Source organism: Paenibacillus sp. FSL R5-0527, assembly GCF_038008055.1.
GTDB lineage: Bacteria > Bacillota > Bacilli > Paenibacillales > Paenibacillaceae > Fontibacillus > Fontibacillus macerans.
Genome location: NZ_JBBOYI010000001.1, coordinates 3,786,665 through 3,813,244, shown reverse-complemented (window position 1 = coordinate 3,813,244; position 26,580 = coordinate 3,786,665). Strand labels below are relative to the sequence as shown.

The window sequence follows — 26,580 nt, the reverse complement described above, 5'->3', positions numbered from 1 at the left end:
TTTCCATTCTCGCTAAAAAAAGCTGAAGGAAGCCATTTCGCCTCCTTCAGGTTTTTATTTAGTGCACGGCTTTCAACCGCACCATCATACTGCTGAAATCGCGGCTCACCGACGCGACGGACAACCCTGCCGACATCAAGCGGTCGCCGCCGTACACTTTGCCGTTGCCGACTACGGCGTAGTCCTTGGCAGGGTCAAGCCCTTCCAGCTTGACGCTGCGCAGCGGGCCGTTCGGTTCGGCGAGCACGCGGAAATAGAACAGCAGCGCTTCGTTTTTGTCCGGGCTGACGAACATCCACGCCGTTTCGCCGCCTTCAAACGGACTTTTCAGGCGGTACAGCTCCCCTTGCTGCACGAGACCGCGTATTTCCTTATATATGGCGATTTGTGCCTTGGCAATTTCCTTCTCTTCGTCCGTAAACTTGGTCAGGTCGAGTTCATAACCGAAATTGCCGGACATCGCCACGTCTCCCCGGAACTTAAGCGAGGTCGTGCGTTCCACCTGGTGGTTCGGCACCGCGGAAACATGGGCCCCCATCGTCGATACGGGGTAAACGATGCTCGTGCCGTATTGGATTTTCAGGCGCTCCACGGCGTCCGTATCGTCGCTCGTCCAGGTTTGCGGCATGTAATAGAGCATGCCAGGATCAAAACGGCCGCCACCGCCGGAGCAGCTTTCGAACAAAATGTGCGGGAACTCGCTCGTTAGCCGCTCCAGCAGCTCATACAGCCCCAGGATGTAACGGTGGGCGATTTCCCCTTGCCGCTCCGCCGGGCTGGCCGCCGAACCGACCTCCGTCATGTTCCGGTTCATGTCCCATTTGACGTAGGAAACCGGCACACTGGAGAAAATATCGCTCAACCGCTCGTACAAATACTGCCGCACATCTTCCCGCGACATATCGAGCACGAGCTGATCGCGGGCTTCGGTCCGCCGCCGTCCCGGCACGTGCAGGCACCAATCCGGATGGGCCCGATACAACTCGCTGTCCGGCGACACCATCTCCGGCTCGACCCACAGACCGAACTGCAGCCCGGTTTCCTTCACGCGGCGGGCCAAATCGCCAAGCCCTTGCGGCAGCTTGCGGCGGTCTTCATACCAGTCGCCAAGCGAGCTGTTGTCGCTGTCCCGGTGCCCGAACCAGCCGTCGTCCAGCACGAACAGCTCGATCCCAAGCTCGCTGCCCGCCTTGGCGATCGCTTCGATTTTATCCGCGTTGAAATCGAAATAGGTCGCTTCCCAGTTGTTGACGAGAATCGGACGCTCCTGATCGCGGAACTGCCCGCGGCAAAGTCTTGTCCGGTACAAGCGGTGGAACGTGCGCGACATGCCGCCCAGCCCTTCGGACGAATAGACCAGCACGGCCTCCGGCGTCTGGAACGTTTCGCCCGGCGCCAGCTTCCAGTTGAAATCAAACGGATTGATCCCCAGCGACACACGGGTCGTCCCGAACTGCTCCACCTCGGCCTCGGCAGTAAAATTGCCGCTGTAGATCAGGCTAAAGCCGTATACTTCGCCCTGCCGTTCGTCGGCTTCCGGCCGCAGCAGCGCGAGAAACGGATTTTGCTGGTGCGAGCTGGCCCCTCTCCGGCTGCTGATGCCGATGAGACCCGGCGCAAGCCGTCTGCGCTGCACGTGGCGTTCTCTCGCCCACGCGCCGGACAAATACAAGGCGTCGTAAGACGCGTCCGCAAAATCCACCGAGGCGCTCAGCGCGCGTTCGATTTGCATCGCTTCGCCGCTGTCATTGCGGAACCGGGCCGATCTGGCGATCGCGTCAAAATCTTCAAAGACGGTATAGCATAAATACACGGTCAGCCCGGACACCGCGTCGAACAGCTCAAGCTCCAGCGTTTCGGCTTCGCTCTCGCGCTCGACATAGACGGACGGCAGCCCCTCCAGCGCCGGTTTGCCCGGAATGATCCGGTACGACTTGTAAGCGAGCTCGGTCGCCCGGGCGCCGTTCGCCAGCCGGACTTGGTACGCCGGGCTGCGGAAATCGCCGGTGCCGTATTGCGGATATTCCTGCGGCAGCGTATCGAGCGAGATCGTTTTGTCTTCCGGAAGCGGATTCGGGCTGAAGGAAGCCCGTTCCTTAAACGTCAACAGTTCATCGAGATTGCCGTTCTGGCGCAGCTTGGCGCCGAAATACGCATGGGCGGCATACCCCCGGACCAGTTGAATCATGTAGCTTGTATTGCGGGATTGCAGATGGAAAAGGCCTTTAGCTTCATCGAAAAAAATAGGCATTCCGCGGTCCTCCTGGAAATGTGCTAATCTGACTTTTCTTGTATGCTCTTTTTCCATTCTACTATCTTATCCGGGAGGAGTAACGATAATAAAGTGATCTTCTATATGGATTTTTGTGAGTTTTATCGGAGATTGAATTGTGTTTGGCGCCACGGTTTATTAACGCCGGGGTTGGATTGAACGAGGTCTTCCGGGAGCACCCGCTCGCCGAAAACGCAATAGCGGTTTTTGCCAAGCCGTTTGGCATGATACATCGCGGCGTCGGCTTCCTGCATCATGCGCGTCCTTTCGGCCCGGTGCCCCTGGCAAATGCTGATGCCGATGCTTCCCGTAATGGATATATCCCTTCCTGCAATATAATAAGGCCTGGAGATTTGACCCAGGAGCAATCCGGCCATAATCTTCACCTGGTTCGGATCGCAATTTTTCATGATAAACAGGAACTCGTCCCCTCCGATCCGAAACGCGAGTTGGTTCTTATTCGTCAACTGTTCCAGATACCGGCTTACTTCCCATAGCAGCTGGTCGCCCGCTTGATGTCCGTATGTATCATTGATTTCCTTGAAACAATCCAGATCGAGATTCAGAACGGCGAGGTTTTCCTTACCTTTGTATTTGGTCCAAAAATGATCCAGCCCGTTCCGGTTCAGCAAACCCGTCACCGGATCGCGGTAGGCCAGCACCCGGAGCGCGGCAATCTCCGAATACAAAGACCGCAAATAGAGCACGGTGCCGGCCAGCAATACACAGCCTACCCCGTATATAATATAAGAACCCGTAATACTCATCCCTTTTCACCAACCATATCACGATTTAATGGCACATTAACCTGCTTCATCTTGGCTTGAACGATAAGACGATGGGTTGGATTTTTCAGAGGATCGCATGTGATCAAAGTCAGGATTTTATCCTTCCCGTTCGGCTTGAGGACGGAGACTTCCGTCGGTTCGACTATCGAGATTTTATAAACCTCATAGGTGTAGCGTTCAGATTCGGTAGTTATGACGATCTTATCTCCTATCTCGACTTCGTTCAAGCGGTTGAACAAACGGCCTTTTGTACGCGCCCGGTGGGCGGCAATCGCCGCGTTCCCCTCCGCGCCGAGCGGCGCCGTTTCGGTCATATGCGCGGCCGCGTGCTTCATGTTAGCCTTCGTGGCCCCTTCCAAGACGGGCAGCTTTACATCGATCGCGGCGATTTCGATCATAGCGATCGACGTTTTCCCGTCCACCGTCATAAGCTGCGGGGCGGCGGCCGGTTCGGAATCGGCGGCGGAGGACCCTTCCTCCAGCAAATGTGAGAGCCGCTCGAAACCGGCGGCCAGCTCGCGGCTCATCGCCGCGGCTTCCCGCTGTTTCCGCGCCTGTTCCGCCTCCGCCAGCAGCCTTTGCTGCTCGCGGTCCGCCTGCCATTCCATCAGCATCGGCGCCACGATCACGGCAATGCCGAGCAAAATCAATAAATAAGACAGCTTTCGCATAGGATCGGCTCCTTATCGTTAACCCGGTATTCCAATTCACCTTAATACAATTACTTCCAATTTGCACAACGTATTATATTATATCAGCAGCATCTCAACAATTTCTGAACATAAAAAGCAAAGGAGACGATCCCCAAAAATCGTCCTCAGATTCTTGGAGATGCCCCCTCGGCGTTTATGCTATTTGCGCTGCAAGTATTTCTTTCTCAGCAGCAATCCCAACAAGATCAGGGCTGCCCCCGCCGCTTGGAACGGCAACGGGCTGCCTTCCCCGGTTTTCGGCAGGACGCTGACTCCCGGGAATTCCTCGCCCGCTGGACGATCGCCGCGGGTTCCACCCAGCGGATTCCCTTCGTCGTCAAGCTCCAGGTCCGTCGGTTTCTCCGAATTCTTCGGCTTGTCCACGGTTGGCTTGCCGCCCTTCGCTTTGCCGCCATCCGTTCCGCCAGCCGGAATCGTACCGTCCGGAACCCCGGCATTATCGTCGGCGTCCGGGTTTGAGTTGTCCACCGGCGGATTGATCTCCGTACCCGGAATGGTTGGTACACCCGGGTCGGCCGGATCGTTTGGAGTGCTCGGGGTGCCCGGAGTGCTTGGTTTGCTTGGATTGCTTGGTTTGCTTGGATCACTCGGATCGCTCGGATCGCTCGGACTTCCTGGATTGCTCGGATTCGTTGTCCGCTTACGGTTCTCTACCGTAATGGCAAGCGTGTTATCCGTTTGTTCAAGGCTAGCGTCGATCGTGATCAGCCGCTCAGCCTGGCCTTCAATCAGATAACCTGCCGGTGCTGCGGTTTCTTTCAGGATGTAATTGCCGTACGGAAGATCGGAGAATACCGCTTTTCCGTATACATCCGTCGTCATCGCAATCGGAGCTTTGGACCGGGCTTCGTCCTGAAGCTCGAAGGTGGCGCCGGCCAGCACTTTTGCGTGGTCGGCTTTATCGACCTTGGTGATGACCAGCTTGCCTTTCGGCTCTACCGGGTCCACCGGCGGAGTGGTCCGCTTCTCGTTTTCAACCGTGAGCTTTGTGACACCGCCGGTCGATTTGGCTTTTTCGTCAAGCTTAACGGTCAGCGGCGTACCGTTGAGAAGATATCCGGCAGGCGCTCCCGTTTCCACCAGGCTGTAAACTTGGTCGTACCGCAGCTTGGAAAAGGTCAGTTTGCCTTCCTCATCGGTGGTCTTCTCTCCGAGCAGCTTACCATCGCTGTCCAACAGTTCAAAGGTAGCGCCAGCCAGTTTTTGGGTTGGATCAGCCTTATCGACCTTCGTCAGTTCCAAAGAACCGCGGAGGCCCGAACCGGTGCCCGAACCGTCGGTAAAGCGCACCTGAATCTTGTTCGAAGACTCCTGGGAAACGTTTTTGATACCTTCGCCCGCAAAGCTTGCCGTATTCGTTACTTCTTCCCGGTCGGCAGAGACCGCGATTTCCGACGAATACTGCAGAACGTAGGCGTTTTCTATGAACTCTGCGGCAAACTTAAGCTCAAACGATTGGCTGTCGTTTTCCGGGTCCGTCTTGATCGTCAGGAAGTAATCCTGGTCCTTCGTCAGCTTCCCCCCGACCGGAGTCACGCTCTTGTCCGAGTTCACGACCGCTTCGTATAGTTCGAAGGAGTCGGGAAGCAAAACCTGGTTAGGGCTCGGCGTATCGATGATGGTTGCGTTCTCGACGTAGGATTGGCTTCCGTTGATCACGATTTTCCAATCGATTTTGCCGCCGTTTTGCGTGCCGCTTTTGTTGACATATTCGCCGCCGCGCGGGATCGGCAAGTCGGCGTGCCAGCTCCAGAGTTTACCGTCGCCTCCGGTCATAACCGCCGTATTCGGCACTTTATCGACGACCAGCACGTTCTCCAGCTTGGTTTTGAACGTGATTACGTAAGGCGAGTTGATATCTCCCAGTTCGATGCGGAGCGTATTATCCGCCGCCTCGGTAATTTGGGCGGGATCCGTTACCTCGGTTCCCCGAACTACCGAACCATCAGCCCCTATGGTCGCTTTATAAACTTTCACTTCATCTTTCAGCAGTTTTTGGTCCGCTTCTAATTTGTCGGTCAACACCGCGTTTTTGACGGAGTTGCCGTTATAGTTGGCTACGATCTCCCAGGTGAGTACCTTGGTCTTCGGATCATAGCTTTTTCCTGCTTTACGGCCGTTTTCCTGTGTTTCGGTATTCGGCTTAAACGGAGCCTGGAGTGGGTACGCAACTGCAGGTGTATTTTCCGTCCAATCCAATGTTGCCTCGTTCAGATACGGATATTTGTCCGGAGTAAACTTCGTACTGTAGGTAATGGTGTACTTATCCGTAATTTCTTCGTTAAACGTTAAAGTAAACCCTTTGGTTGGGTCTTCAACCTCTAAATCGTATGTGGAACTGGTTACTGTTTTCCCCGGTGAGGTTACTTTAACGCTGCTCGGAATAAATTCCAAACCGCCGCTCGTAAACGTATCCTTGATCACCAGGTTCGTCATCGGCTGCTTATCCTCGTTGACGACGATGTTCCAGGTGATTATCTTGGCGCTGTAATCGACACCGCCAAATGATTTTACCCCAATCCCGCTCTTGAAGGTGAACGAATCGGAACCCTTTCTCTCCTTGCCGTCGACCGTTGCATAGATGTCATTAGTAACCGGAGTATCCTTATAAATGCGGTCTATCGCTTTGGTTTGATATTCAATGTCATAGGCGGTAGTAACCTCTGATTCAAATTGCAAATCGAACCCGTTTTTGCCGTTGTCATCGGTCACCGGAAATACTTGGTACGTGATGCTGTCAGCCGGTTCGTTCGTTCCTGGCTTAAGCACTTTGACCGAATCCTCCACCAGCTCCATGCTGTTGTTGAAACGGTCATGAATCAGCCTTTCGCCGGCTGGGGTTATCGTCTTTTCACCATAATTGTATTGCACTCTCCAGGTCACCGTCTGAGTCTCTTTATCGTAGGAGGTGTCCTTTTTGGTGAAAAGCGGCGTGCGGGTAATCGTAATCGTCTCATCATCCGCCTTCGAAACGCCATTGTCTCCGGTCAACTTCGCGCTGTTCGTAAATTCGGTCTCTTCCTCACCCGTTACCAATGTCGTGTATTGAATGCGGTAAGCCGAATTGATGCTTGGCTGATTAAATTTGACCTGGAATCCCGAACCGTCCGGTTCAACGGCCGTTCCGTAGGTTGCGGAGCCAGGTTCGACCAAATTCCCCAAGTCAGGCCCTCTGTCGACATTCGGAAGCAGCTCGTAAACCTTGATCGAGCTTTCATCCAGCTTCAGTCCCGGCGGAATCTGGTCGGATACTTTCGCATTGTCGATCTTCTCGAGCGAGGTATTGACGTCGATCGTCCAGGTGATGGATTTGTCCTTGTCGGCAATCCCGGTCTTTTTCAGGAGCGATCCGTCCTTCGGCGCGAGCTTGATCACAGCATTTTGCTCTCCCCCCTGAATCGGGAAAGAAATCGGCACATCCGCTCTGCCCTTGATCTCTTCGCTAAGCACCGTATTAACCTTAAAGGTGCCCCAGACTCTCGAATTGTCGACGTTTTCGTTGAACACGATCTTCACATCGCCGTTCGTACCAACCGTGAAATCGGCGATTGAACTGCCGTCGTCGATCGTCAACTTGCCGTTTACCTCGTTGAAAATTTTAAATTCCTTAGGGATTTTGAATTCAAATGTGCTGCCGTTTGTGTAGCCATGTCCATCCGGCAGCTCCCATTCGTATTCGATGCTGACGGCGTCTCCCAACTTGGAACGCTGCTGATTGGCGGGATTGTAAACCGCGTCGATTACCGTCCCCTTCGCATCCTTAACGAGGACTCCCTTAATGATGCTGTCTACATTTTCAGCCGCAGCCGCAATCGCAGCTGCAGGGGCAGCCAGTCCGTATGTAGCATCGGTCGCACTGAACGCAGCCTCTCCGCCGGAAGCTTCATCCGGATTTGCGCTGACCTGCGCCGCTCCCATACCAAAGACGCCTTGAAAGAACAACGCGCCGGCCATGAGTAAAGCCATCCATTTTTTCTTCATGCTTTTAGAGCGCTCCCTCCTTACTTCATATGTGTTCATCTATAATACCTTGATTTTTTTCCAGTTCCCTCCTCGTCCGTTTTATGTAATTGGGCGACGCTTTCATCTTAATTCGTTGTTCTGAACAAATTCTCAACAAATTATAAAAAAATTCAACAAAAATTATGATTATTTTAATAGCTCTCACAGTTCTAATGCGAAAGTTGTCTGATCCCCTGCTTCAAAGCCCAACGTATAAAACGCAAAGAAATTTTTTTTCTTCACGGCCTCCACCAGCCAGTGGCAAAAATCGCTAACTTCGTCGGTTTCCCGGCTTCGGCCGTCCCGATAGACTACCAGGGGGTAAACGAACCTCAGCTTGACCTCGCCGCGCCACTCAAAGCGAAAAAAATTTCTGCCCTTCCGGCGTTGCAGCGAAAAATGATAGTCCCGCTCCCGCTCTTGCAACAGATAAAACTGACCATTGCAAAAAAATACAGGGCCATGCCGCGTAGCTACGATCCCTACCCGGTTCCCCCGGTAATCCATATAGAAACCCCTGCTCCGTTTCCTTTTATCCTGCTTCGTCAATTCGATCTCCGTCAGCGAGGGCAGTTCCACCCCCCGCGAATCGTCCCTGAAATGGCCGACTACATTCATCTCCAAAAAACTCCCTTAATTGCGAACGTTGCGAAAAGGCTGCAGAAAATTCGACTGAAATGGTTCATTCGGAGTATACGCGCGAGGTCTATACAAATTCTGAACAAAAAAACCGGCCAACGGCCGGTCAAGATTGCTTGTTCTATGATAAAAAAACGCCGGAAGCGGGCGGCGTTAACGTGCCTGTCCCGCTTTCTCCGTAAATTGTCCATACCATTCCGTTATGTAGTGGCTGGGCTCCACGTTCAGTTCCTCCTTCAGTACGGCTGCGAGTTCGCGGTACTGACGGTGCACCATGGCAAAGTTCTGCTGCAGTGCGTATATTTTCATGAGGGCAAAATAAGGCGCCTCTTCCTGGGGATGAAGGGTGCGGATGTTGTGATAGTAAGCTCCCGCCTTCTCCCAAAGCTCTTGCCCGAGGTACCAATCGGCGATCGCCAGCGAAGTGTGAAGCCAAATGGCTTTGAGCCGCTGGCGCTCGCTTTCCGTCCACCAGTAATCGTATTCCTGCAGATAATCTCCGGTGTAGATTTTCATCGTCTCCAAATATGCGTCCAGCGAATCGCCGGACACGGCCGGCAGCGCAGCCAGCTTGGCCTCCCAATCGTCGATATCCAAGCGGACCTGATGGGTATTCAGGATGTAACCCTCCATCGTATTCACAATTTGAAAATGATCTCCGTAAGGCTTAAGCGTTTTCCGAATATGGTACACGGACGTATATAATTGCGAGTTGACCTTGTCCGTCTCGTATTCCGGCCATAAGACATCGATCAAAGTAGACTTTCGGACCAACCTTCCCCGGTGCTGCAAGAGATAAAGAAACAACTCCTGCGCCTTTGTTGTGCGCCACTGCAGAAGGGTCGGCTGTCCATGTCGCGCCTCCACCGTTACCTGCTTGAACAAGCATATTTTGATATCCTGTTCGGAACCGGAGACTTGCTCCTGTCCCGCTTTCAGCCGCTCCTGAATCCGATCCACGGTTTTGGCCAGGCGCTCGGCTCTGATCGGCTTGAGCACATAATCCAGAGCGTTTAACTCAAAGGCTTTTATGGCATATTCATCATACGCCGTGACAAAAACGATATGTATCTCCGGTCTTGCTTCCAAAATCCGTTCCGCCAGTTCAATACCGTTGATTTCCGGCAGGCTGATGTCCAAAAACAGCACATCCACACGCTCTTGGAGAATTTCGCCCATCCCCTTGACGGGATCGGTAAATTTCCCGACAACCTCCACGTCGGCAAGCTTCAACAATAACCGTTCCATATAATTCAAGGCCAATTGTTCATCATCCACAAGTATTACTCTCATAAGAGCCAGACTCCCCCGCTTGGTTACTCTTCCCCTTAATAAGAAGATTAGCATATCCCGCCCAAACAAAGAAGCCTTGAACAGTCGTTCAAGGCTCTTTTTTTTCCTATTCGTCTTATTATTGAATTGGCTTAGTATAACTTGTCCGCCTTATATTTCGAAGCATCTTTGATCATCGTAAAAGCGGTCGTCGTTCCCTTCCAGCCGGCATCGGCCGTCGTGTCGATAACCACCCAGCGTCCGTTCATATAAACTTCATTCCAGGCGTGATACGTTTTCACATAATCGGAAGCCCCCATCGCCAGCTTGGCCGGAACCCCAACGCTGCGCAGCATCCCCGCAAACAGGGAGGAAAAGCCGTAGCAGGTGTCCTTCTTGGCAGTCAAGGTACGCTCGATATTCGGCAGGTAATTCGATGTAGCGGTAAACGCCAGGCTGTCGTCGTATTTGATGGTGCTGATGATGTAATTATAAATGGCCTTCACTTTATCTTCATCGGTAGCCGCATCTTTCGTCAGCTCCGCCGCCTTCTTTGCCGCCAGACCGTCTATATTCCAATTCACATTTTGCGTCGAACTTAGATAGACCGGCGTCTCATCCTGCAAATCAAGCTTCACCGTATCCTTCTGGACAAGGCGGTACGTAGTCCCTTTAATCTGTTCCAACAGGCTGATCGTGTAATCCCCGTTGCCCATTTGCAGCGGGAACGTCTCTTCTTGGGCACCGTAGGTCAGATTATAGGTATACTTGTTGTTCCCTTTCTCGATCACCAGCTTGGTCTTGACATTCAGCTTCACGTCGTAATGAATGGTGACCGCTCCCCGAGATAGGTTGTCCTTATTGAGCCAGCCCTCAAGTTCGGCCGCCCGCGCCCCTGTTCCGCCGAAACCGGCAAATAAAAGTACGAGGGTCAACGTTGCAAACATCAATTTACGCATAAAAAATAAAACCTCCTTCGGTAACTGGCTGCCAGTAAAAAATTTACAGGCCCTGTAGCTTTGCGTCCCTGCCTTTCGACAGGTTTGCCATTATCGTGTAAAGTTTTATGTCTTTCTTTATCTCTATCGGAAGCGCAGGCGTCATTTGTTAGCCCTACAAGACGAAAAAATCTAAAATTTTTAATATTTTTTTGCGACTTTAGTCTCAGTTGAGAGACGAACTTTGCAGTCGGAGCCGTTCATTTCGCAAAAAGTAAAAATAATAAAAAAGTACCATAATCATCTCCAAAGCTGCGAGAATGAGATAGATATTACTGTACACGCCGGAATTCGCAAACAGGTTTAGCGGGTTCCAATGCACGCTGCCGCCTTGATCCACAGCCTTGCTGTAGACGCCGGCCGCCACCGCGCCGGAAAGAAAGTTCGACATCGACAACAGCCCCATGCCAACCCCGGTTTGTTCCTTGGCCAGCGTCCGCGAAATCGTGCCTGTCAAGGCAATTTGCATAAACATCTGTCCGACGTTGCCAAGGATCAATAATATTGCAATGATGGGGACCGCCGCTCCCGCGAAGATCGAGATCAGGGTAAAGCAAACCAGCAGCAGCATGGACGCGGTGCAAAACACAAACGGGTTGCCCTTGGCATCCGCCAGCTTGCCTCCGGCTCTGCCCAGAACAGCCGACACCGCCGCCCCCGGAACCATAGCGAAGCCAATCCAGCCCGAGGCAAGTCCGTTGACATCCGCCAACAGCTGCGGCGTCAAGAACGGGAGCGCGTAACCGATCCCCATCGCCAGTATGGATATGAGCAGCCCCAGAGTATAACTTCTGTTGCGGAAAAGCTGCGGATCCACGAACGGATGAGCCGCAGTCCGGTTGCGGATAAAAAACAACAAGAACAGGAGCAGGCTGCCCAGATAGAAGGTAACTCGGCCATAAGTAACGCCCAGCAGCAGCAACGCAACCGCACCGCCAAGCAGACCGGCCCCCAGCCAATCGACTTTGCCGTATTTGGGCGCCTGCTCGCTTAAATAACGGCGGTAGAACGGCAAGGCGACAAGCATCAGCATCGGCATGCAAAACAGCCAACGCCAATCGACCAGACTGACGATTAGCGCCGAGACGACCGGTCCGATCGCCCCCCCGACAGCCAGTCCGGTTGCCGTGATGCCGAGCGCGTATCCGCGGCGTTCGGGCGGAAAGTGGCGGACGGGAATGATCATCGCCGCCGCCGGAATGACCGCCGCTCCCGCCGCCTGCAAAACCCGCCCGGCCAGCACCATCCAAAACGCCTGGGCGGCAAGTCCGGCGAGCGAGCCCAGACAAAACACGGCCAAGCCAAACGTGATTAAATTTTTGAACCTGAATACATCGGCCAATTTCCCGTAGATGACCGATCCGATCGCATAGATCAGCATATAAATGGTGGATACCCAGCTAACCTGTGCCACGGATAATTGGAACTCGTTTTTAATTTCCGGCAGCACGATATTAAACATCGTGGCGCTCATCGACGAGAGCACCATCGTAAACGCCAAAATACGGATCAGCTTTTCGGCTGAATTACCCTCTGCCTGCTTTCTCATAACAAATCATGCCCCCTGAAAAACCTTTGTTATGAGATATTTTATATTTGCATATTGATAATTAAAAATATATATTTAATTATAAAATCATATACTGAAGTATATTGATAGAAAGGAATGAACGGTATGGAATTGCTGCAGCTGCAATATTTTCAGACGGTCGCCCGCTTGGAGCATATGACAAAAGCCGCGCAGGAGCTTCATATCGCCCAGCCCGCGCTAAGCAAAACGATCGCCCGCCTGGAACAGGATTTGGGCGTGCCGCTGTTTGACCGGCAGAGCCGGCAAATCCGGCTCAACCACTTCGGCAGAGCGTTTTTGAAAAAGGTGGATCTCGCGCTGAACGTGCTTGAGGAAGGCCGGAAGGAAGTCGCCGATCTGGCGGGAACCGAACGGGGAAGCATTCATCTGGCGACGAACAACCTGGGCCGGATTACTTCCGCTATAAGCGCCTACCGGACTGAGCATCCGGAAGTGAATTTCCGCATTTTGCAAACGCCGCCCGCTTCCATGGAGGAGTTGGTAAATTTGCTGGAAAACGGCGAGGTGGATCTGTGTTTCACCGCCGCTTCCATCGATCATCCAGATATCCGCGAGCAGCCGGTGCTGGACGCCGAGGTGTTTTTGGCGGTGCCGCCCGGCCATCCCTTGGAACGGCGCAGCAGCATCCGTCTGGAGGAGGTGGCGGGCGAGCCTTTCATCGAGTATAAAGCCGGCCATCCGTTCCGGAAAATAAACGCGTCATTTTGCCGCGAAGCGGGCATTTCGCCGAACATCGTCTGCGAGGTGGACGAACCGTCCGCTTTGGGCAGCCTGGTGCAGGCCGGACTTGGCGTAGCTTTTATGCCCGCATGCCGCAGAGACGAGACGCCGCCTTATAAAATGCTGCGCCTCGAAAGCCCCGTATGCCGGCGCGTCTTCAAGATCGCCTGGCTGGAGCGGCGGTATCTCCCCAAAGCGGCCCGCAGCTTCGGCCGGTTTTTGGCCGAATATTACGCGGAGCTTCAGGCGCCGTAAGCTGCACCGCCATCCTCCGGCGTCCGGCAGGCCGCCGGTCAGGTAAAATACTCCAGCTTCGCCTTCGGAAAAAAATCTTTCATATAACCGAACAGATGCGTTTTCAAATCCTTCTCTTCCTCTTTCGGATAGATATATTTGCCGATGCCGTATTTGCCCCATTTGTATCTGCGTTTTTCTTCATCCAGTTCCAGCTTGGTCATCGGGTAATTTTTCTCGATCACCCGTTTGGCCGGTTTCGTGAAGCGGTGCTGAATGAATTCGAACGTAAGGTCCTCTTTCGCCTCGGCCGGCAGTTCGGCATCCAGCCGTTCGAACATATGGCGGTACCCGTCCTCCCATCCTTCGTGAATGTAAATGGGCGCGACGATAAAGCCAAGCGGATATCCGGCCCGGGCTACCTTCCCCGCGGCTTCGATTCTTTGCTCCAAAGGCGAGGTGCCCGGTTCGAAGTTTTTAATGATGTAATCGGCGTTGACGCTGAACCGGAACCGTGTTTTTCCGTTATGCCTCGCATCCAGCAAATGATCGACATGATGAAACTTCGTGACGAACCGCAGCTTGCCGTACTCGGACTGTCCAAAGTGCTCGATCGCCCGCCTTAGCGTATGGGTCAGATGGTCGATGCCGACGATATCCGAAGTGCAGGAAGCTTCAAAACGGGTGTATTCCGGGGCGCGCTTGGCCATATACCGGTCGGCGGCGTCCAAAATCTCCTCCACGTTGACATAAGTGCGGATATACGGCTTGCTCCCCATCGTCGTTTGCAAGTAACAGTAATGGCAATGCCCCATGCATCCGGTGGCAAAAGGGATGGCGTACTCCGCCGAAGGTTTGGATGTGTCGAATTTCAGCGTTTTGCGAATGCCGACGACCAGCGTGGACTTGGCCACCCGGTATTTTTGCAGATCGCTTTCGCCCGGCAGGTTTCTGACCTGGTTGTGGGAAGTCGTGTACCGGATGTCGAGATCCATGTCCTTGAATTTGTCATACAGCGTTTGACCGAGCGGATAATCCAGCGCGTCCGGCTCAAAGTAAACGAGCTTGGGAACAAACGGCTTCATTCCAGGCTCCCCTCGGCGGCGTCCTCGAAGTAGTAGCTGTAGGCCTGCTCCGCCTCATCCGCCGATGCGTATACGGCCATTTCACTGGTCAACGGGTAATAGGTTTCGTACAAAAAAACGGCGAGCTCCCCCGGCCGCTCTGGGTTGTTGACCACCGCGGCCTCCTGGATGTTGGCGACGTCCTGGGTATGCGGGTTGCGGTAAAACACGTAAACGATATCTCCCGGCGCAAAGGTTCGGGCTTCGTCTAACATCTTCATCGAATCCCCTTCTTTTTATGGAATGGTGAAGCTGTCCCTCTGCTTAAAAATATTTCCTTGGCCGGGAGCAATTATTTTTCCACGTTGTGGAAAAACAGGCAACCCAGGAAAACCTTATTTCCCCTCCGATTTCGAGGCGGCGCTTTTCCATAATATCCTGTGCTGTGTCCGGCTTAGTTTCTCGTAGAACAGCGTGGAGTTTTTGCGAAATACTTGAATGACGACGTGAATGAAAAACGCCATATCCATCAGCAGAACCAGCATGGCCAATAACGCCCTTGCTCCCTCCGGCAACGATCCGGGAGGAAAAGCAACCAAGCGGTTCATGCCGAAGATCCCCCAATAAAGCAGACCGTAGCGGACGATGATCGACATGGCTCCCGGCCGCGCTTCATCACCTTGCTTATTTCTGCCCCGGGTCAATTGGGCTGCGTAACCCGCATCGGCATCCCGCTTTTCCGCCGGTTCCCCTTCCTCGATCCTGATGCGAACCAGCCATTTGCCGAAGGTGCAGCCGCCGGTTAGGTATGGAAGCAGCATAAAGTAAAGACCTGTCGCGATGAAATAAGCCCCCGGAATCCGCAGCACGTGGCAGAAGGCCAACAGCACCGCGCAAATGACAACATCAAACATCCAGGCCAAACCGCGGCGGGTGTAGCTCACCCTTTTGGCGGACAAATCCACACCCCGGTCCAGATGCTCGATCCTGGGCAAAAAGCGCGACAGCCATTCGGCGGCGAGAAAGCCGATCATTCCGCCAAGCGTGTTCGTCATCAGGTCGTCGATATCGAACACCCGGTAGGCGTTGTCAAAAATGCCGAATATGCCCGTCAGCTGCGTCACTTCAAAAAACAGGGACAGCAAAAAGGACAGCAGCAGGCAGCGAATCGGCCCAAACCGGAAGTAGTAACGCATGATCATCCCGAACGGCACCGTCAACAGGACGTTGAAGGCCACCTGCAAAAAAGCCCGCTCCTTCAGCAGCCGCCAATACGTTGAAGGCTCTCCTTTAACGACGCTGGTCTCCTTCAGGATATCCTGGATGAAATGAAACGGAACGAGCTGGACAGCCGATTGGGCGAGCGGCGGATTGTGCCGCGTGGCAGGAAAGGGCAGCATGATCAGAAACGCGGCGTTCATCAAGTACAGCAGGAACAGGTACAGGACGAACGCCCGCACTTTGTTGATATACCCGTGCCGGCGGTACTGGACGACGAGAAAAGGCAACGTGAACAGCAGCGCGGCGAAAGGAAAAGCCATAAAAGCATAGGAAATAGGGAACAAATACGTTTCAAATTTCAAAGTTTAAACCCCTTCTGCTCATAAAATCTTAACTATCTTACCATAGGACGTTCGAAGCCGCTTTTTAGTTAGCCAAAAAGTCCGTCAATTTATGCAAAAAGCTTTCCCGCGCTCCAACTAGTGGAACGGGGAAAGCTTTTGCCGTTTTGGTGGATTGCAGCGAATAATGACTTACTCCGGTTTGTCCGGCGTTTTCGGCGGAACGTCCATGCCGGTCGGCTCCTGGGAGGCCGGTCCTTGTGACGGCGGCACCTGCAAGGACGGCGCTTGCGGGGCGGGGTCCTGCGACGGCGGCAACTGTGAACCGGCTGACTGCTCGGCCGGTGTCTGCGCGGGCGCTGTCTGCGTTGCCGGTTCCTGCGGCGCCCGCACTTGTGAGGCTGACGCCTGCGGAGCGGGGTCCTGCGACGGTGGCACCTGTGAGCCGGCTGACTGCTCGGCCGGTGTCTGCGCGGGCGCTGTCTGCGTTGCCGGTTCCTGCGGCGCCCGCACTTGTGAGGCTGACGCCTGCGGAGCGGGGTCCTGCGACGGTGGCACCTGTGAGCCGGCTGACTGCTCGGCCGGTGTCTGCGCGGGCGCTGTCTGCGTTGCCGGTTCCTGCGGCGCCCGCACTTGTGAGGCTGACGCCTGCGGAGCGGGGTCCTGCGACGGTGGCACCTGTGAGCCGGCTGACTGCTCGGCCGGTGTCTGCGTTGCTGGTTCCTGCGGAACCTGCGCCTCTTTGGGACGAGCCTGCGCAGCCATCCCGTTCGTTTGCATCCCGTTCGCTTGCTTCCAGGCTTCCCGCTGCTCGGCTCTGTTCTGCGCCTGACGGCGGCGCAGAAGCCAAAGCGGCACCACGATAACCGCCGCGATGGCGATCACCGGCAGCGCCCCCGCCAAAAAGACGATCAGCCACTGCAGGATCAGCGACAGCACTTCGATGCTTCCCGTCAGCGCCTGCTTGGCTCGCTCCAAGAGCGGGGGCTCATCGCCCTCTGCCATGGCGGATCCCGCCTGCTCCGGTTGATACAAACGGATTTCGACCGTGGAATAGGCGACGTTGCTGTCGATGTACCGCATCCGGCCTTTGATCTGCTCGATTTCCGTCTGAATCCGCTCCAGCTCATTCACGAACTTAACCAGTTGGCTCGTTTGGGTTGCTTCCTCCACAAATTTAAGGTAACGGGCCTCCATCGCTTCCTTGACTTTAAGACGTGATTCCAGGTCCACGTACTCCTCGGAAACGTCCTGTCCCTGAATGGTGCGCTGCATTGATTTGGGCTTGAGCTGTTCCAATTTGTCCAGGAACGGGGAAAACCCGGCGGCCGGCACCTTTAGGATAAAATTCCCGCCAAGTTCATGCTGGGACTGATTTTCGGAGAACTCGACGATATAGCCGCCCGTTAATGCCACGAGATTGCGGATTTCGGATTGCGCTTTAGCGTAATCCTCCACTTCCATCACGACATTGGCCCGGTATATCAGCTTCTTGTTGAAGCCGGTGTCCGCTGTTGCCCCTTGAAATCCCGGGGAGGTTTGCCCCGCCCCCGCAGCGGCATTGGCGGTGCGTCCGCCTTCCCCCGCTCCCGCCGAAGATTCGGCCCCTCCGCCGGAGGACTCGGCTTCTTCAGTCCCATCGGCCGCATCGGACTTCTCCGCAACCGATTTGTCCGTGCTCCTGGCTTCACCCAGCTCCATTCCGCCATCGGCGGCCTCATTGGAAGCTTGATCGCCTACGGCCATGTCAGCCGCCGGCAAAGCGCTTTCCATGGATTGGGAAGCGCTGCCCGAATTATCGCTTGCGTTCCCGCATCCGCCCAGCAGCCATAACCCTAAAATGACCGCTCCTAATACCGCAACCTTTTTACACCATTTCCCCAATGAAATGCCCCCCTTGTCATAAACAGGCTTGAGCGCTCCGCATTTTCTTATCTGCTCTGTACTGTTTTATCGCGGAACGTCTCTTACCTGTCTTGACGCATCCAAAGTCTGGAAGGTTGCCGTCTTCGAAAAATAAAAATAGTCGAACCTTCCAGCATGGAGGCACTTGGACCAAAGGCCCCCTTAACTTGGCTGCGACTCCGCTGAACATTTAAAGCAAGCATCCGCCGTTAAGTCCCCGGTGCCCTTTTGTATAGCGCTCCGGGAAAACCTGCGTAACCAGGTTATCTGAGAAACTCAACTACCCCATAGCGCAAAACATAAGAACAAAAAATGGCCTTATTCCGGCGATAACCCCCATTCAAGGAGAAATAAAGGCAATTTATGTCGCTATTTTTCCCGATCATCAGGAAATTCTCGCATTCTGGACCACTTATAGGAAAATAAGGACATAAAATGTCGCTAGTGGGGATGAACATACCTAGGTCCGGATAATAAGTACATAAAGTGCCGCTATTCTGATGGCCGGCGGTTGGTCGTCCAAGTAGCCTACGGTCATCGATCTTGTAGCCTGCTAGTTCGCTTCCTGCGCCGGACGGTTCATCGATCTTGTAGCCTGCTAGTTCGCTTCCTGCGCCGGACGGTTCATCGATCTTGTAGCCGCTAGTTCGCTTCCTGCGCCGGAAGGTTTATCGATCTTGTAGCCGCTAGTTCGCTCCCTGCGCCGGACGGTTCATCGTTCATGTAGCCTGCTAGTTTGCTTCCTGCAGCCGGACGGTTCATCGTTCCTGTAGCCTGCGGTTCGTTGTTCCTCCAACTGTTCGTCGTCCAGCATCCGACGGTTCGTCGTTCCGGCAGCCGGCTGCCGAGCACAGATGTCTAGGTTGTGTCCGGAGAACCTACGATCAATCACATATGTATGAAAAAACCAACGGAGACCCTGCTGTACAGTCAGGGTCTCCGCATCTATGGTTAAGGGGGATGGCTTTATACTACAAGGCTAAACTTAAAGCAAGATGAAAATCAGTTAAAAGTTTAATGAAATGGCTCATGACTCATGGCTCGCGGTTCATAATTCATAATTCATAATTCATAATTCATGATTCATGTTTCATGATATTTCTTCAACACTATGACCGCGTTATGTCCGCCGAACCCGAACGAGTTGGACAAGCCGATGTCGAGCGCGGCCTTTCGCGCAGCGTTCGGCACGTAATCCAGATCGCATTCGGGATCGGGATTCGTCAGGTTGATCGTCGGCGGGATCACCCCTTCGTTCAGCGTCTGCATCAAAGCGATCGCTTCCGCGCCGCCCGCCGCGCCAAACATATGGCCGATCATCGATTTGTTCGCCGTGATCGGAATTTGCCAGGCGCGCTCGCCGAACGCTTTTTTGATCCCCAGGGTCTCCCCGCGGTCGCCCACCCCCGTGCTAGTGGCATGGGCGCTGATCACGTCAACCTGCTCCGGGGACACCCCGGCGGACCGCAGCGCCCGCTTCATCGCCTGAGCGGCGCCTTCCCCTTCCGGGTGGGAAGCGACCACGTGATAGGCGTCCGAGCTGGCCCCGTATCCGATCACCTCGCCATGAATCCGCGCGCCTCTGCGCAGCGCGTGTCCCAGCGATTCCAGGATGACGATGCCGGCGCCTTCGCCCATCACGAAGCCGTCGCGGGCCGCGTCAAACGGGCGGCTGGCCTGCTCCGGCTCGCCGCTCCGCTTCGACAGCGCCGTGGCGTTCCCGAAGCTGGCCAGAGCCAAAGGATGAATCGCCGCCTCCGTCCCGCCGGCGATCATCACATCCGCCTCGCCGCTCTTAATCAGCCGGAACGCTTCCCCGATCGCCGTATTGCCGATCGAACAGGCCGTCACCGGCGACAGTGTGGGCCCAAGCGCGCCGTAGCGGATGCTGATTTGCGCCGCGGCCATATTTGTAATCATCATCGGGACAAGGCTCGGGCTTACCCGGCCCGGGCCGCGGCCATCCAGGACCCTCAAGTTTTCGGCCAGCGTCTCGATCCCGCCGATGCCCGAGCCGACGTAAACGCCAAACCGTTCCCGGTCAAGTCGTTCCGGCTGCAGCCTCGCATCCTGCATCGCCTGTTCGGCGGCAAACATCGCGTATTGGCAAAAGCGGTCCATTTTCCGCGCTTCCTTCCGGCCAAGCAGCCCCTCCGCATCGAAATCCCGCACTTGACCGGCGATTTGGGTGCCGAATCCCGACGCATCAAAACGATCGATCCGGGAAATTCCCGATCTCCCTTCCTTAAGTCCGTTCCAAAACGTATCCACATCGTTGCCGAGCGGAGACAAAATACCCATACCGGTAATGACAACCCGTTCCATCCAAAATCCTCCTTCGAAAAACATCTGTTGTCCCCTATTTTATCCGCTTCTTATCCTATTACAAGTTTTTAATTATCCTAGTATAATAGGTAATACAATAAGTGACCATCAAAGGAGTGTCCCCATGAGTACGGAACCAAGGCTTAAAGCGCTCTCCGAATTTTTAAAAACCCGGCGGGCCAAGCTGCATCCGCAGGCGGTCGGACTGCCGCCGGGCGGGCGCCGCCGGACGCCGGGACTGCGGCGCGAAGAAGTCGCCCAACTGGCCGGGGTCAGCACAACCTGGTACACCTGGCTGGAACAGGGCCGTGACATCAAGGTGTCCGCTTCGGTCCTTGACGCCATCGCCGGGGCGCTCAAGCTGAATGCCGATGAACGCAAATATTTGTTTGATCTGGCGATGGACAGCGGCTTGCACCCTTCCTTCACTCAGGAGCCAAACACCGCCATCAGCCCTTCGCTGCACAAAATCCTGCAGGAGCTGAAGTTTTGTCCAACGATCATTTCCGATCGCCATTGCCATATCGTCGGCTGGAACGCCGCCGCGTCCCATGTATTCGTCGACTTCGAGCATATTAAAGGCGAAGAGCGGAATCTGATCTACCTCGTATTCGCCAAAAAAGAGCTGCGCAGCCTGGCGGTCAACTGGCCGCATTTCGTGAAAGGTTTTTTGGCGATTTTCCGCGCGTATTACGGCCAATACGTGGCCGATCCGTGGTATGCCGGGTTTATCGAGAAAATGACGCAGAGCTACCCCGATTTTCACGATTTGTGGGAGCAAAGCGAAGTCAAGGCCGCTCCCGAAGTCCTGATCGAATTCCGCCACGCCAAAGCCGGAAAAATGCTGTTTAACCTGACCTCATTACAGGTGCAGGGAGAGGCCGATTTGCGCTGCAGCATCTATACACCGATCGAAGGCACGGCCACGGAGGCGAAATTGAAGAGACTGCTCGAGGGAGCAGGCCAGAAACATTGAAATGTTCGGAAACAATCGGGCCGAGCCGCATCCAAAAGAAAACGGCTCGGCCCAACGTTTATCTCTGGCCGGCAAACATTTTGTCGCGGTATTCGAAAGGCGAAATTCCTTCCAGCTCTTTGAAGACGCGGGAAAACTGCTTCGTATTTTCGAAGCCGACCGCCGCGCCGATTTCCGACAATTTCAGGCTCCCGGCGCCGATCAACTGCTTCGCTTTGCGGATGCGCACCTTTTTTAAGTACAGCACGAAGCTTTCCCCGGTATAAGTTTTAAAAGCCTCGCTGAAATACGAGTAATTCAGCGAAACATGGTTGCTGACCATCGCCATGTTCAGCGGCCGGTGATAATTCTCTTCGATGTAGGCGATGGCCTCCTTCATATCCCCGTGCTCGCTGTGGGCGGAGCGGATTTCCCGGATGTAATCGTCCAAACTTAGCAGCAGTTGCTCCAGCGCGCGAAAATAGTCGTGGAAATGGCGGAAATTGTTCATCGTCCCCACCTGACGGTACAGCTTCAATACCTCCACCGAAGCTTCGCCGTACAACCGGAACACTTCGTCCAACACCTGTTCGTTCATGCGCCGGCCAACCGTTTCCAGATAGGAAACATCGACATCCGGCAGTTCGCCGACGCGGAAGATCGTGCGGAGCAGCGCCCCGATCTCCTTTTCCCGCTTCGTGCCGAGGATGTTGCCCAGCTTGCGGAGTTCCTCCTCCGGTGCGGGGAAAACGCGTTTTTCGTCCGGCAGCTCACTGTAGCAAATCAGGCTCGTGCCCGGATAGATAAACGTGTGTTCCAATGATCTTTTGGCCTCCGTATAACAGCGGGGGATATCCTCCAAAAGTCGGCCTTCCCGGCTAACGCCCATCAGCAGGCCTTCCAGCTCCTTCTCCGCGGCAAGCCGCGACAGTTCGGCAAATTTGGCTTGCGGCCCCCCGATCAGCACAACCCGCCCTTCGCGGTCGAACACCGCGGCGTTCAGGCAGCCGTTCACGGTTAGCAGCATGTGTTCCGCCAGCGCTTTCAGCTCTTCCTTGTTCATGCACCGCCCATCATCGTACTTGTACATCAGCACCGCCGCCGAAAACGGTACGGCGTAACGGTCAAACCCGATCTCCTGTCCCAGCTTCCCGGTTTCCTCCCCGGCTATTTCCCTGATCTGCAGCAGCTCCTGCAAACTTCTCGACTGCAGTTCGGCGCGGTACATCTCCGACATCGCCAGTTGCTCCTCCATGCGGGAAAGCTGGTTCAAATGCTCTTCGCATTTGCGCAAAGCCGCAAACAGCTCGTCCCGGCGGATCGGCTTAAGCAAGTAGTCCTTCACCTGGTATTGGATCGCCGCTTTGGCGTATTCGAAATCCTCATAACCGCTCAGAATGATGACCAGCGGTTGAGGGTGTCCCAAAGCGCGGGGTTCCTCGGCCAATTTGCCGATTAAAGCGATCCCGTCCATCCCCGGCATCCGGATGTCCGTGATGACAATATCGGCTCCTTCGGAGCGGTATTGTTCCAGCGCTTCCCCGCCCTGGCCGGCGGTGATCAGCCGGTACCGGCCCGGATACTCGCGCTCAATCATCGTCTTTAACCCCAAGCGGATATTTTTCTCATCATCCACGATCAAGAGTGTTCGCATGTCCGCCCATCCCTCCTGTCAATAACATCCGCGGAATCGTCATCACAACCCGGGTATAGCGCCCCGGTTCGCTGTATACTTTCAGACCATAAGCCGCGCCAAAAAACAGCCTCACCCGTTCCTGGACGTTCAGCAGGCCGATGCCGCGGGAGCGGACGCCCGTTTCAAAGGTGCCCGTTAACCTCTCTCTCAGCCCGGCCGCGGCCAATTCCGCATTCAATCTGGCCAGCATGGCGGCCTCGATGCCGCAGCCGTTGTCCGTAACCGTAATTTGCATCCGGTCTTCCTCGCAGACAGCGCCGATATGAAGTTCCCGCCTTCCCGGGGACTCCCCCGTCCAGGCGTGTTTCACCGCGTTTTCCACGATCGGCTGCAGCGACATTTTCAGCACCTCCAGCTCCAGATCGCCGTCGCTAATCTCCGTGATCAGCGCGACCGGCTCGTCAAAGCGGATGTTCATGACCTCCAAATAATTTTCGATATGGCGGATTTCATCGCGCAGCTTGACGTATTCGCCCGACCATTTGAAGTTATAGCGCATCATGCCGCCCAAGGAGGTCAGCGCGTCGGAAATCGTGCGCTGGCCCTCGATCTCAGCCATCATCTTGATATTTTCCAGCGTATTGTACAAAAAGTGCGAATCGATCTGACTATGCAATGTCCTTAGTTCGGCTTCCTTGGTCATCGCCTGCTTGCGGACCCCTTGGGCGATCAGTCCGTTTATCGTCTGGATCAACTTGCTGAAATGATGCGCCAGCTCCCCGACTTCCCCTCCCCCTTTAATGCGCGGGACGTCGATATGGAAATCGCCTTTGCGCATTTTTTTCATCGCTTCGGTCAAACGCCGCAAATTTTTCAGGATAATCGAATTCAGCAAAAAGGTAATGGTCGACAAAAGCACGATCAACAGGATATTGGCGGCCATGATTTGCTGCTTGGAGCGCAGGATGTTATCGAGCACGCCTTCCAGGGACACCACGTACAGCAGGCGCGCGTCAATCCGCTCGATCGGGGCGGAGATGAGCAAAAACTCAGCCCCCTCCAGTTCGAACCGGGTTTGCAAGGCGGCGTCCGCGGGCTGTTCCCGGAGCAGTTCCCGCACCTTTTGCCGCATAATGCCGCTGCCGCCGAGCAGAGATTGCCCGCGATCCATATACATCGCGCCATGAGCATCTAGCAAAGCCATCTGGGATTCATCGTCCGCAATGCCCGTATACACCCGGGGCGCAAAATCCTTCAGCAGCATTTCTATGCCGATGATCCCGATATGCGCTCCGCCCGAATTGATCTCTTGAAACAGCGAGATTTTCGGCTGGTTTTCCGCGGGTTCGGCCGTATACCTTTTCATGATGTCGCGGTCGGTCTGCTGCAGCACCCACAGCTGTCCGCCATCCCGTTCATTGACCTCAGGGTACCACGGCTCGGCGGAGATCCGGCTCTCCCGGAACACGGTCGGCCAGATTTCATGGATCAGCGGGTTGTTCGTGAATATCCGCCAGTGAACGATTTGCGGCGTGCCCAGTTGAATCAGACCGAAATCGGCGAACTTCCCCATATTCCAATCGATCAGCTCGCTGGTCTCCGGCTCCCGGTCCAGAGTCAAATAATCCATCAAATCCTGATGGGATATGGAGATTTGGGCCGCCAGCTCCATCGCCTCGATCTGCTTTTGGATTTGAATGCTTTCCAGCTCGATCGTGAATTGGCTTTTCTTGAGCGCATCGGCGATATAGTTTTGATGAATCTGGTTAAACAGATAGTTCGATACAATAATGCTCGGAATAAAAAAAATAACGATATAAGCCGTCACAAGCCGGCTTTGCATCGATCTGCGTCCAAGCCAATATAAAAAATGATCCGCGGTTGACTGAATCCATCGTTTCATCGCTGCGATTTCTCCCGGGAATGCGGACAAAGGGGAACCTCGCCGGCTGTACGTCGCTAGCCAAGGAACCCCGGGTTTGTCCTGCTTCATTTAATCTATATAAGTTGAACTAATGATTGTACGGTAAAAGGCAGCCGGGTGAAATGTTCTTACGATCGCTGTTGTTTCTTCAGAATCATTTCACCTAGGTTCAATATTCTAAAATGTGTATTTTTTGGAATATTGAACCCTCTTGCCTAACTCCCGCCTTTATTTAGTTAAACTTATATAGTTATTTGATGAACTCGGCGAGCTTCGCCATGTTCTCCTCGTATTTCTTCTGTTTGTACTCCCACACTTTGGCATATCCGAGCTCATCGCGTTTCTTCAAGTAATCGTTCCAGATCTGATCGAACTCGGCATCCGATTTGGCCAACAGCAGCTTAGGCGCCACTTTGCCCCATTCCTGCAAAATTTTCGTATTCATTACGCCTTCCTCGGAGTTGCCTTGCGGATCGATTTGGTCGAATTGCGAGAAGCTATGCGACTTGCCGCGGGTCCAATCTTCCGTCTGTTTGAACGGCTCGACGGCCGGAGGCGCCCAAGCCAGGGTCGTGTTCGTATCCATCAGCATCCAGAAGGTGTGGGATGCGCCGTACTTCTTGTCGAACGCCCCGCGGTCGCTGTTGAGCAGCTCCGCAACTTCAGGAAGGAACTGGTCTTTGCCGTCAATCGTGTCCCAGGTGACGCCTTGCTTGCCCAGGTACGTGTCGCGTTGTCCTTCCTCGGAGATCATATAGCTCAGAAAGCGGATCGCCCGCGCTTTGTCCTTGACGTTCTTGGAGATCAGCGTCACCGTCCAGCCGGAGATGGACGGTCCGGCCAGCGTCGGCTGGTCCAGCCCGGCGTTCGCCGGTCCGTCAACCGCGATATAGACGGAGTTCGGATCGTTCGCGTAGAGCACGTTTTGCTGGTTGGCCATATCGCTGCGCTGATACAGCATCGCGAAGTAGCGGCCTTGCGCAATCTTCTCTTCCATCTGCGGACGTTTATCCACGAAGATATCTTTGGCCAGCAGCCCCTTCTCATTGGCCTGGCGCAGCGTTTTCAGCCACTTGACGTATTCCGGATCGGTGGTGCGGTCGTACAGCTTGCCGTCCTTCTCCCACGGAATCGCCAGGAAGTTCTGGATGTAGGCCTCGAGCGAGTAATTGCCTTTCTCGTGGAAATCGTGCATGCCAAACGGAATCAACGGCTGCCCGTTCACGTCGGGGAACATTTTCTTCGCGTCTTCAAGCGCTTTCAAAAACCCTTCGGGCGTGCGCATATCCGGCTTGCCGAGCGCTTCGTACATATCCTTGCGCACGAGGAACGTCTGGGTGGACGTGAAGTTGTCGCCGAATTTCTCGTAATCCTTCGGCGAAGAAGACGCGTTCGGATAGCCGTAGACATTGCCGTCCTCCTGGGTATACCACGACACCTTGGCCGGGTCGGTCACTTTATAGAAATATGGATCGTATTGGTCCGCCAGTTCGTTCAGCGGCAGCACCAAACCGCCTTCGATCATTTTTTTGACCGCGTCCTCGCTCCAGGCGATCGTGATGAAATCCGGAAGCGAACCCGAGGCGATCATCGCGTTCATCTTCTCGGTCTCGTTGCCGGCAGGCACGATTAAGTTGAGGTTCACGCCGGTTTTCTCCGTTACGTATTGGGAAGTAATGTCCTCGCCCCATTTGTTCGGAAACCAGGCAAAGTTGATGTACCAGTCGAACGTAATCGGGGAGGTATCCACCTTCCAGCCCGGATCGTCCCGGGTCAGCTTCACTTCCTCCGCCGCCGGCTGCTCCTCCCCTCCTTTCACGGATGCCTTGCTGCCGCCGCCGGACGAACATGCCGCCGTAAAGACCATGACCAGCGCGAACATTAACAGCAGCAGGCTTTTTGGCTTATGCATCTTGCTCATGTGTTTTCCCCTTTTCTCGTTTAGAAATATGATTATATAGAACCCTTGCCTGGATAGGC

18 protein-coding genes and 1 riboswitch are annotated in these 26,580 nt (G+C 54.5%); of the genes, 2 read left to right on the top strand and 16 right to left on the bottom strand.

The window, feature by feature from the left end; all coding sequences use genetic code 11:
• Positions 1-58 precede the first annotated feature (58 nt).
• The 8 genes from NYE69_RS16695 to NYE69_RS16660 form a co-directional block, all read right to left on the bottom strand.
• Positions 59-2,251, bottom strand: coding sequence for an alpha-galactosidase (locus tag NYE69_RS16695; protein WP_340927094.1), 2,193 nt, complete (start codon positions 2,249-2,251; stop codon positions 59-61).
• Between the two features lie 122 nt (positions 2,252-2,373).
• Positions 2,374-3,039, bottom strand: a complete 666-nt coding sequence (locus NYE69_RS16690) for a GGDEF domain-containing protein (protein WP_340927093.1) — start codon at positions 3,037-3,039, stop codon at positions 2,374-2,376.
• A complete protein-coding gene (locus NYE69_RS16685; protein WP_340927092.1) occupies positions 3,036-3,731 on the bottom strand; it encodes a class D sortase in 696 nt (231 codons plus the stop codon). The genes NYE69_RS16690 and NYE69_RS16685 overlap by 4 nt, the downstream gene beginning before the upstream one ends.
• A 180-nt stretch (positions 3,732-3,911) precedes the next feature.
• Positions 3,912-7,754, bottom strand: coding sequence for a collagen binding domain-containing protein (locus tag NYE69_RS16680; protein ID WP_340927091.1), 3,843 nt, complete (start codon positions 7,752-7,754; stop codon positions 3,912-3,914).
• Positions 7,755-7,937: 183 nt separating this feature from the next.
• Positions 7,938-8,393, bottom strand: coding sequence for a hypothetical protein (locus NYE69_RS16675; protein ID WP_340927090.1), 456 nt, complete (start codon positions 8,391-8,393; stop codon positions 7,938-7,940).
• A 174-nt stretch (positions 8,394-8,567) separates the two neighbouring features.
• Positions 8,568-9,707: a response regulator gene (locus NYE69_RS16670; protein ID WP_316561558.1), complete on the bottom strand. Its 1,140-nt coding sequence runs from the start codon at positions 9,705-9,707 to the stop codon at positions 8,568-8,570.
• A gap of 131 nt (positions 9,708-9,838) precedes the next feature.
• Complete coding sequence (locus tag NYE69_RS16665; protein WP_340927089.1) at positions 9,839-10,645, bottom strand: transglutaminase-like domain-containing protein; 807 nt, start codon at positions 10,643-10,645, stop codon at positions 9,839-9,841.
• A 16-nt stretch (positions 10,646-10,661) separates the two neighbouring features.
• A riboswitch (cyclic di-GMP riboswitch) is annotated at positions 10,662-10,744 on the bottom strand.
• A gap of 106 nt (positions 10,745-10,850) precedes the next feature.
• On the bottom strand, positions 10,851-12,233 hold the full coding sequence (locus NYE69_RS16660) for an MFS transporter (RefSeq protein WP_340927088.1): 1,383 nt from the start codon (positions 12,231-12,233) through the stop codon (positions 10,851-10,853).
• Between the two features lie 126 nt (positions 12,234-12,359).
• Here NYE69_RS16660 and NYE69_RS16655 point away from each other — a divergent pair, with 126 nt between their 5' ends.
• Positions 12,360-13,250: a LysR family transcriptional regulator gene (locus tag NYE69_RS16655; RefSeq protein WP_340927087.1), complete on the top strand. Its 891-nt coding sequence runs from the start codon at positions 12,360-12,362 to the stop codon at positions 13,248-13,250.
• Positions 13,251-13,288: 38 nt separating this feature from the next.
• Here NYE69_RS16655 and splB read toward each other — a convergent pair whose 3' ends face one another.
• From splB to fabF, 5 genes are all read right to left on the bottom strand, one after another.
• A complete protein-coding gene (gene splB, locus NYE69_RS16650; protein ID WP_340927086.1) occupies positions 13,289-14,314 on the bottom strand; it encodes a spore photoproduct lyase in 1,026 nt (341 codons plus the stop codon).
• Positions 14,311-14,574, bottom strand: a complete 264-nt coding sequence (locus tag NYE69_RS16645; protein WP_340927085.1) for a transcriptional regulator SplA domain-containing protein — start codon at positions 14,572-14,574, stop codon at positions 14,311-14,313. Before NYE69_RS16645 ends, splB begins: the two co-directional genes overlap by 4 nt.
• A gap of 114 nt (positions 14,575-14,688) precedes the next feature.
• Complete coding sequence (locus NYE69_RS16640; RefSeq protein ID WP_445744836.1) at positions 14,689-15,834, bottom strand: VanZ family protein; 1,146 nt, start codon at positions 15,832-15,834, stop codon at positions 14,689-14,691.
• A 213-nt stretch (positions 15,835-16,047) separates the two neighbouring features.
• Positions 16,048-17,739: a DUF4349 domain-containing protein gene (locus tag NYE69_RS16635; RefSeq protein ID WP_340927083.1), complete on the bottom strand. Its 1,692-nt coding sequence runs from the start codon at positions 17,737-17,739 to the stop codon at positions 16,048-16,050.
• A 1,104-nt stretch (positions 17,740-18,843) separates the two neighbouring features.
• A complete protein-coding gene (gene fabF / locus NYE69_RS16630; RefSeq protein WP_340927081.1) occupies positions 18,844-20,085 on the bottom strand; it encodes a beta-ketoacyl-ACP synthase II in 1,242 nt (413 codons plus the stop codon).
• Positions 20,086-20,209: 124 nt separating this feature from the next.
• Here fabF and NYE69_RS16625 point away from each other — a divergent pair, with 124 nt between their 5' ends.
• The gene (locus NYE69_RS16625; protein WP_340927080.1) at positions 20,210-21,061 is read left to right on the top strand and encodes a helix-turn-helix transcriptional regulator; all 852 of its coding nucleotides are present in this window, start codon (positions 20,210-20,212) and stop codon (positions 21,059-21,061) included.
• A 58-nt stretch (positions 21,062-21,119) separates the two neighbouring features.
• Here NYE69_RS16625 and NYE69_RS16620 read toward each other — a convergent pair whose 3' ends face one another.
• From NYE69_RS16620 to NYE69_RS16610, 3 genes are all read right to left on the bottom strand, one after another.
• On the bottom strand, positions 21,120-22,694 hold the full coding sequence (locus NYE69_RS16620) for a response regulator transcription factor (RefSeq protein WP_340927079.1): 1,575 nt from the start codon (positions 22,692-22,694) through the stop codon (positions 21,120-21,122).
• Positions 22,669-24,579: a sensor histidine kinase gene (locus NYE69_RS16615; protein ID WP_326043572.1), complete on the bottom strand. Its 1,911-nt coding sequence runs from the start codon at positions 24,577-24,579 to the stop codon at positions 22,669-22,671. Before NYE69_RS16615 ends, NYE69_RS16620 begins: the two co-directional genes overlap by 26 nt.
• A gap of 271 nt (positions 24,580-24,850) precedes the next feature.
• Positions 24,851-26,521 (bottom strand): extracellular solute-binding protein, encoded by a 1,671-nt coding sequence (locus tag NYE69_RS16610; RefSeq protein ID WP_340927078.1) that lies wholly within the window; start codon positions 26,519-26,521, stop codon positions 24,851-24,853.
• Between the last annotated feature and the right edge of the window lie 59 nt (positions 26,522-26,580).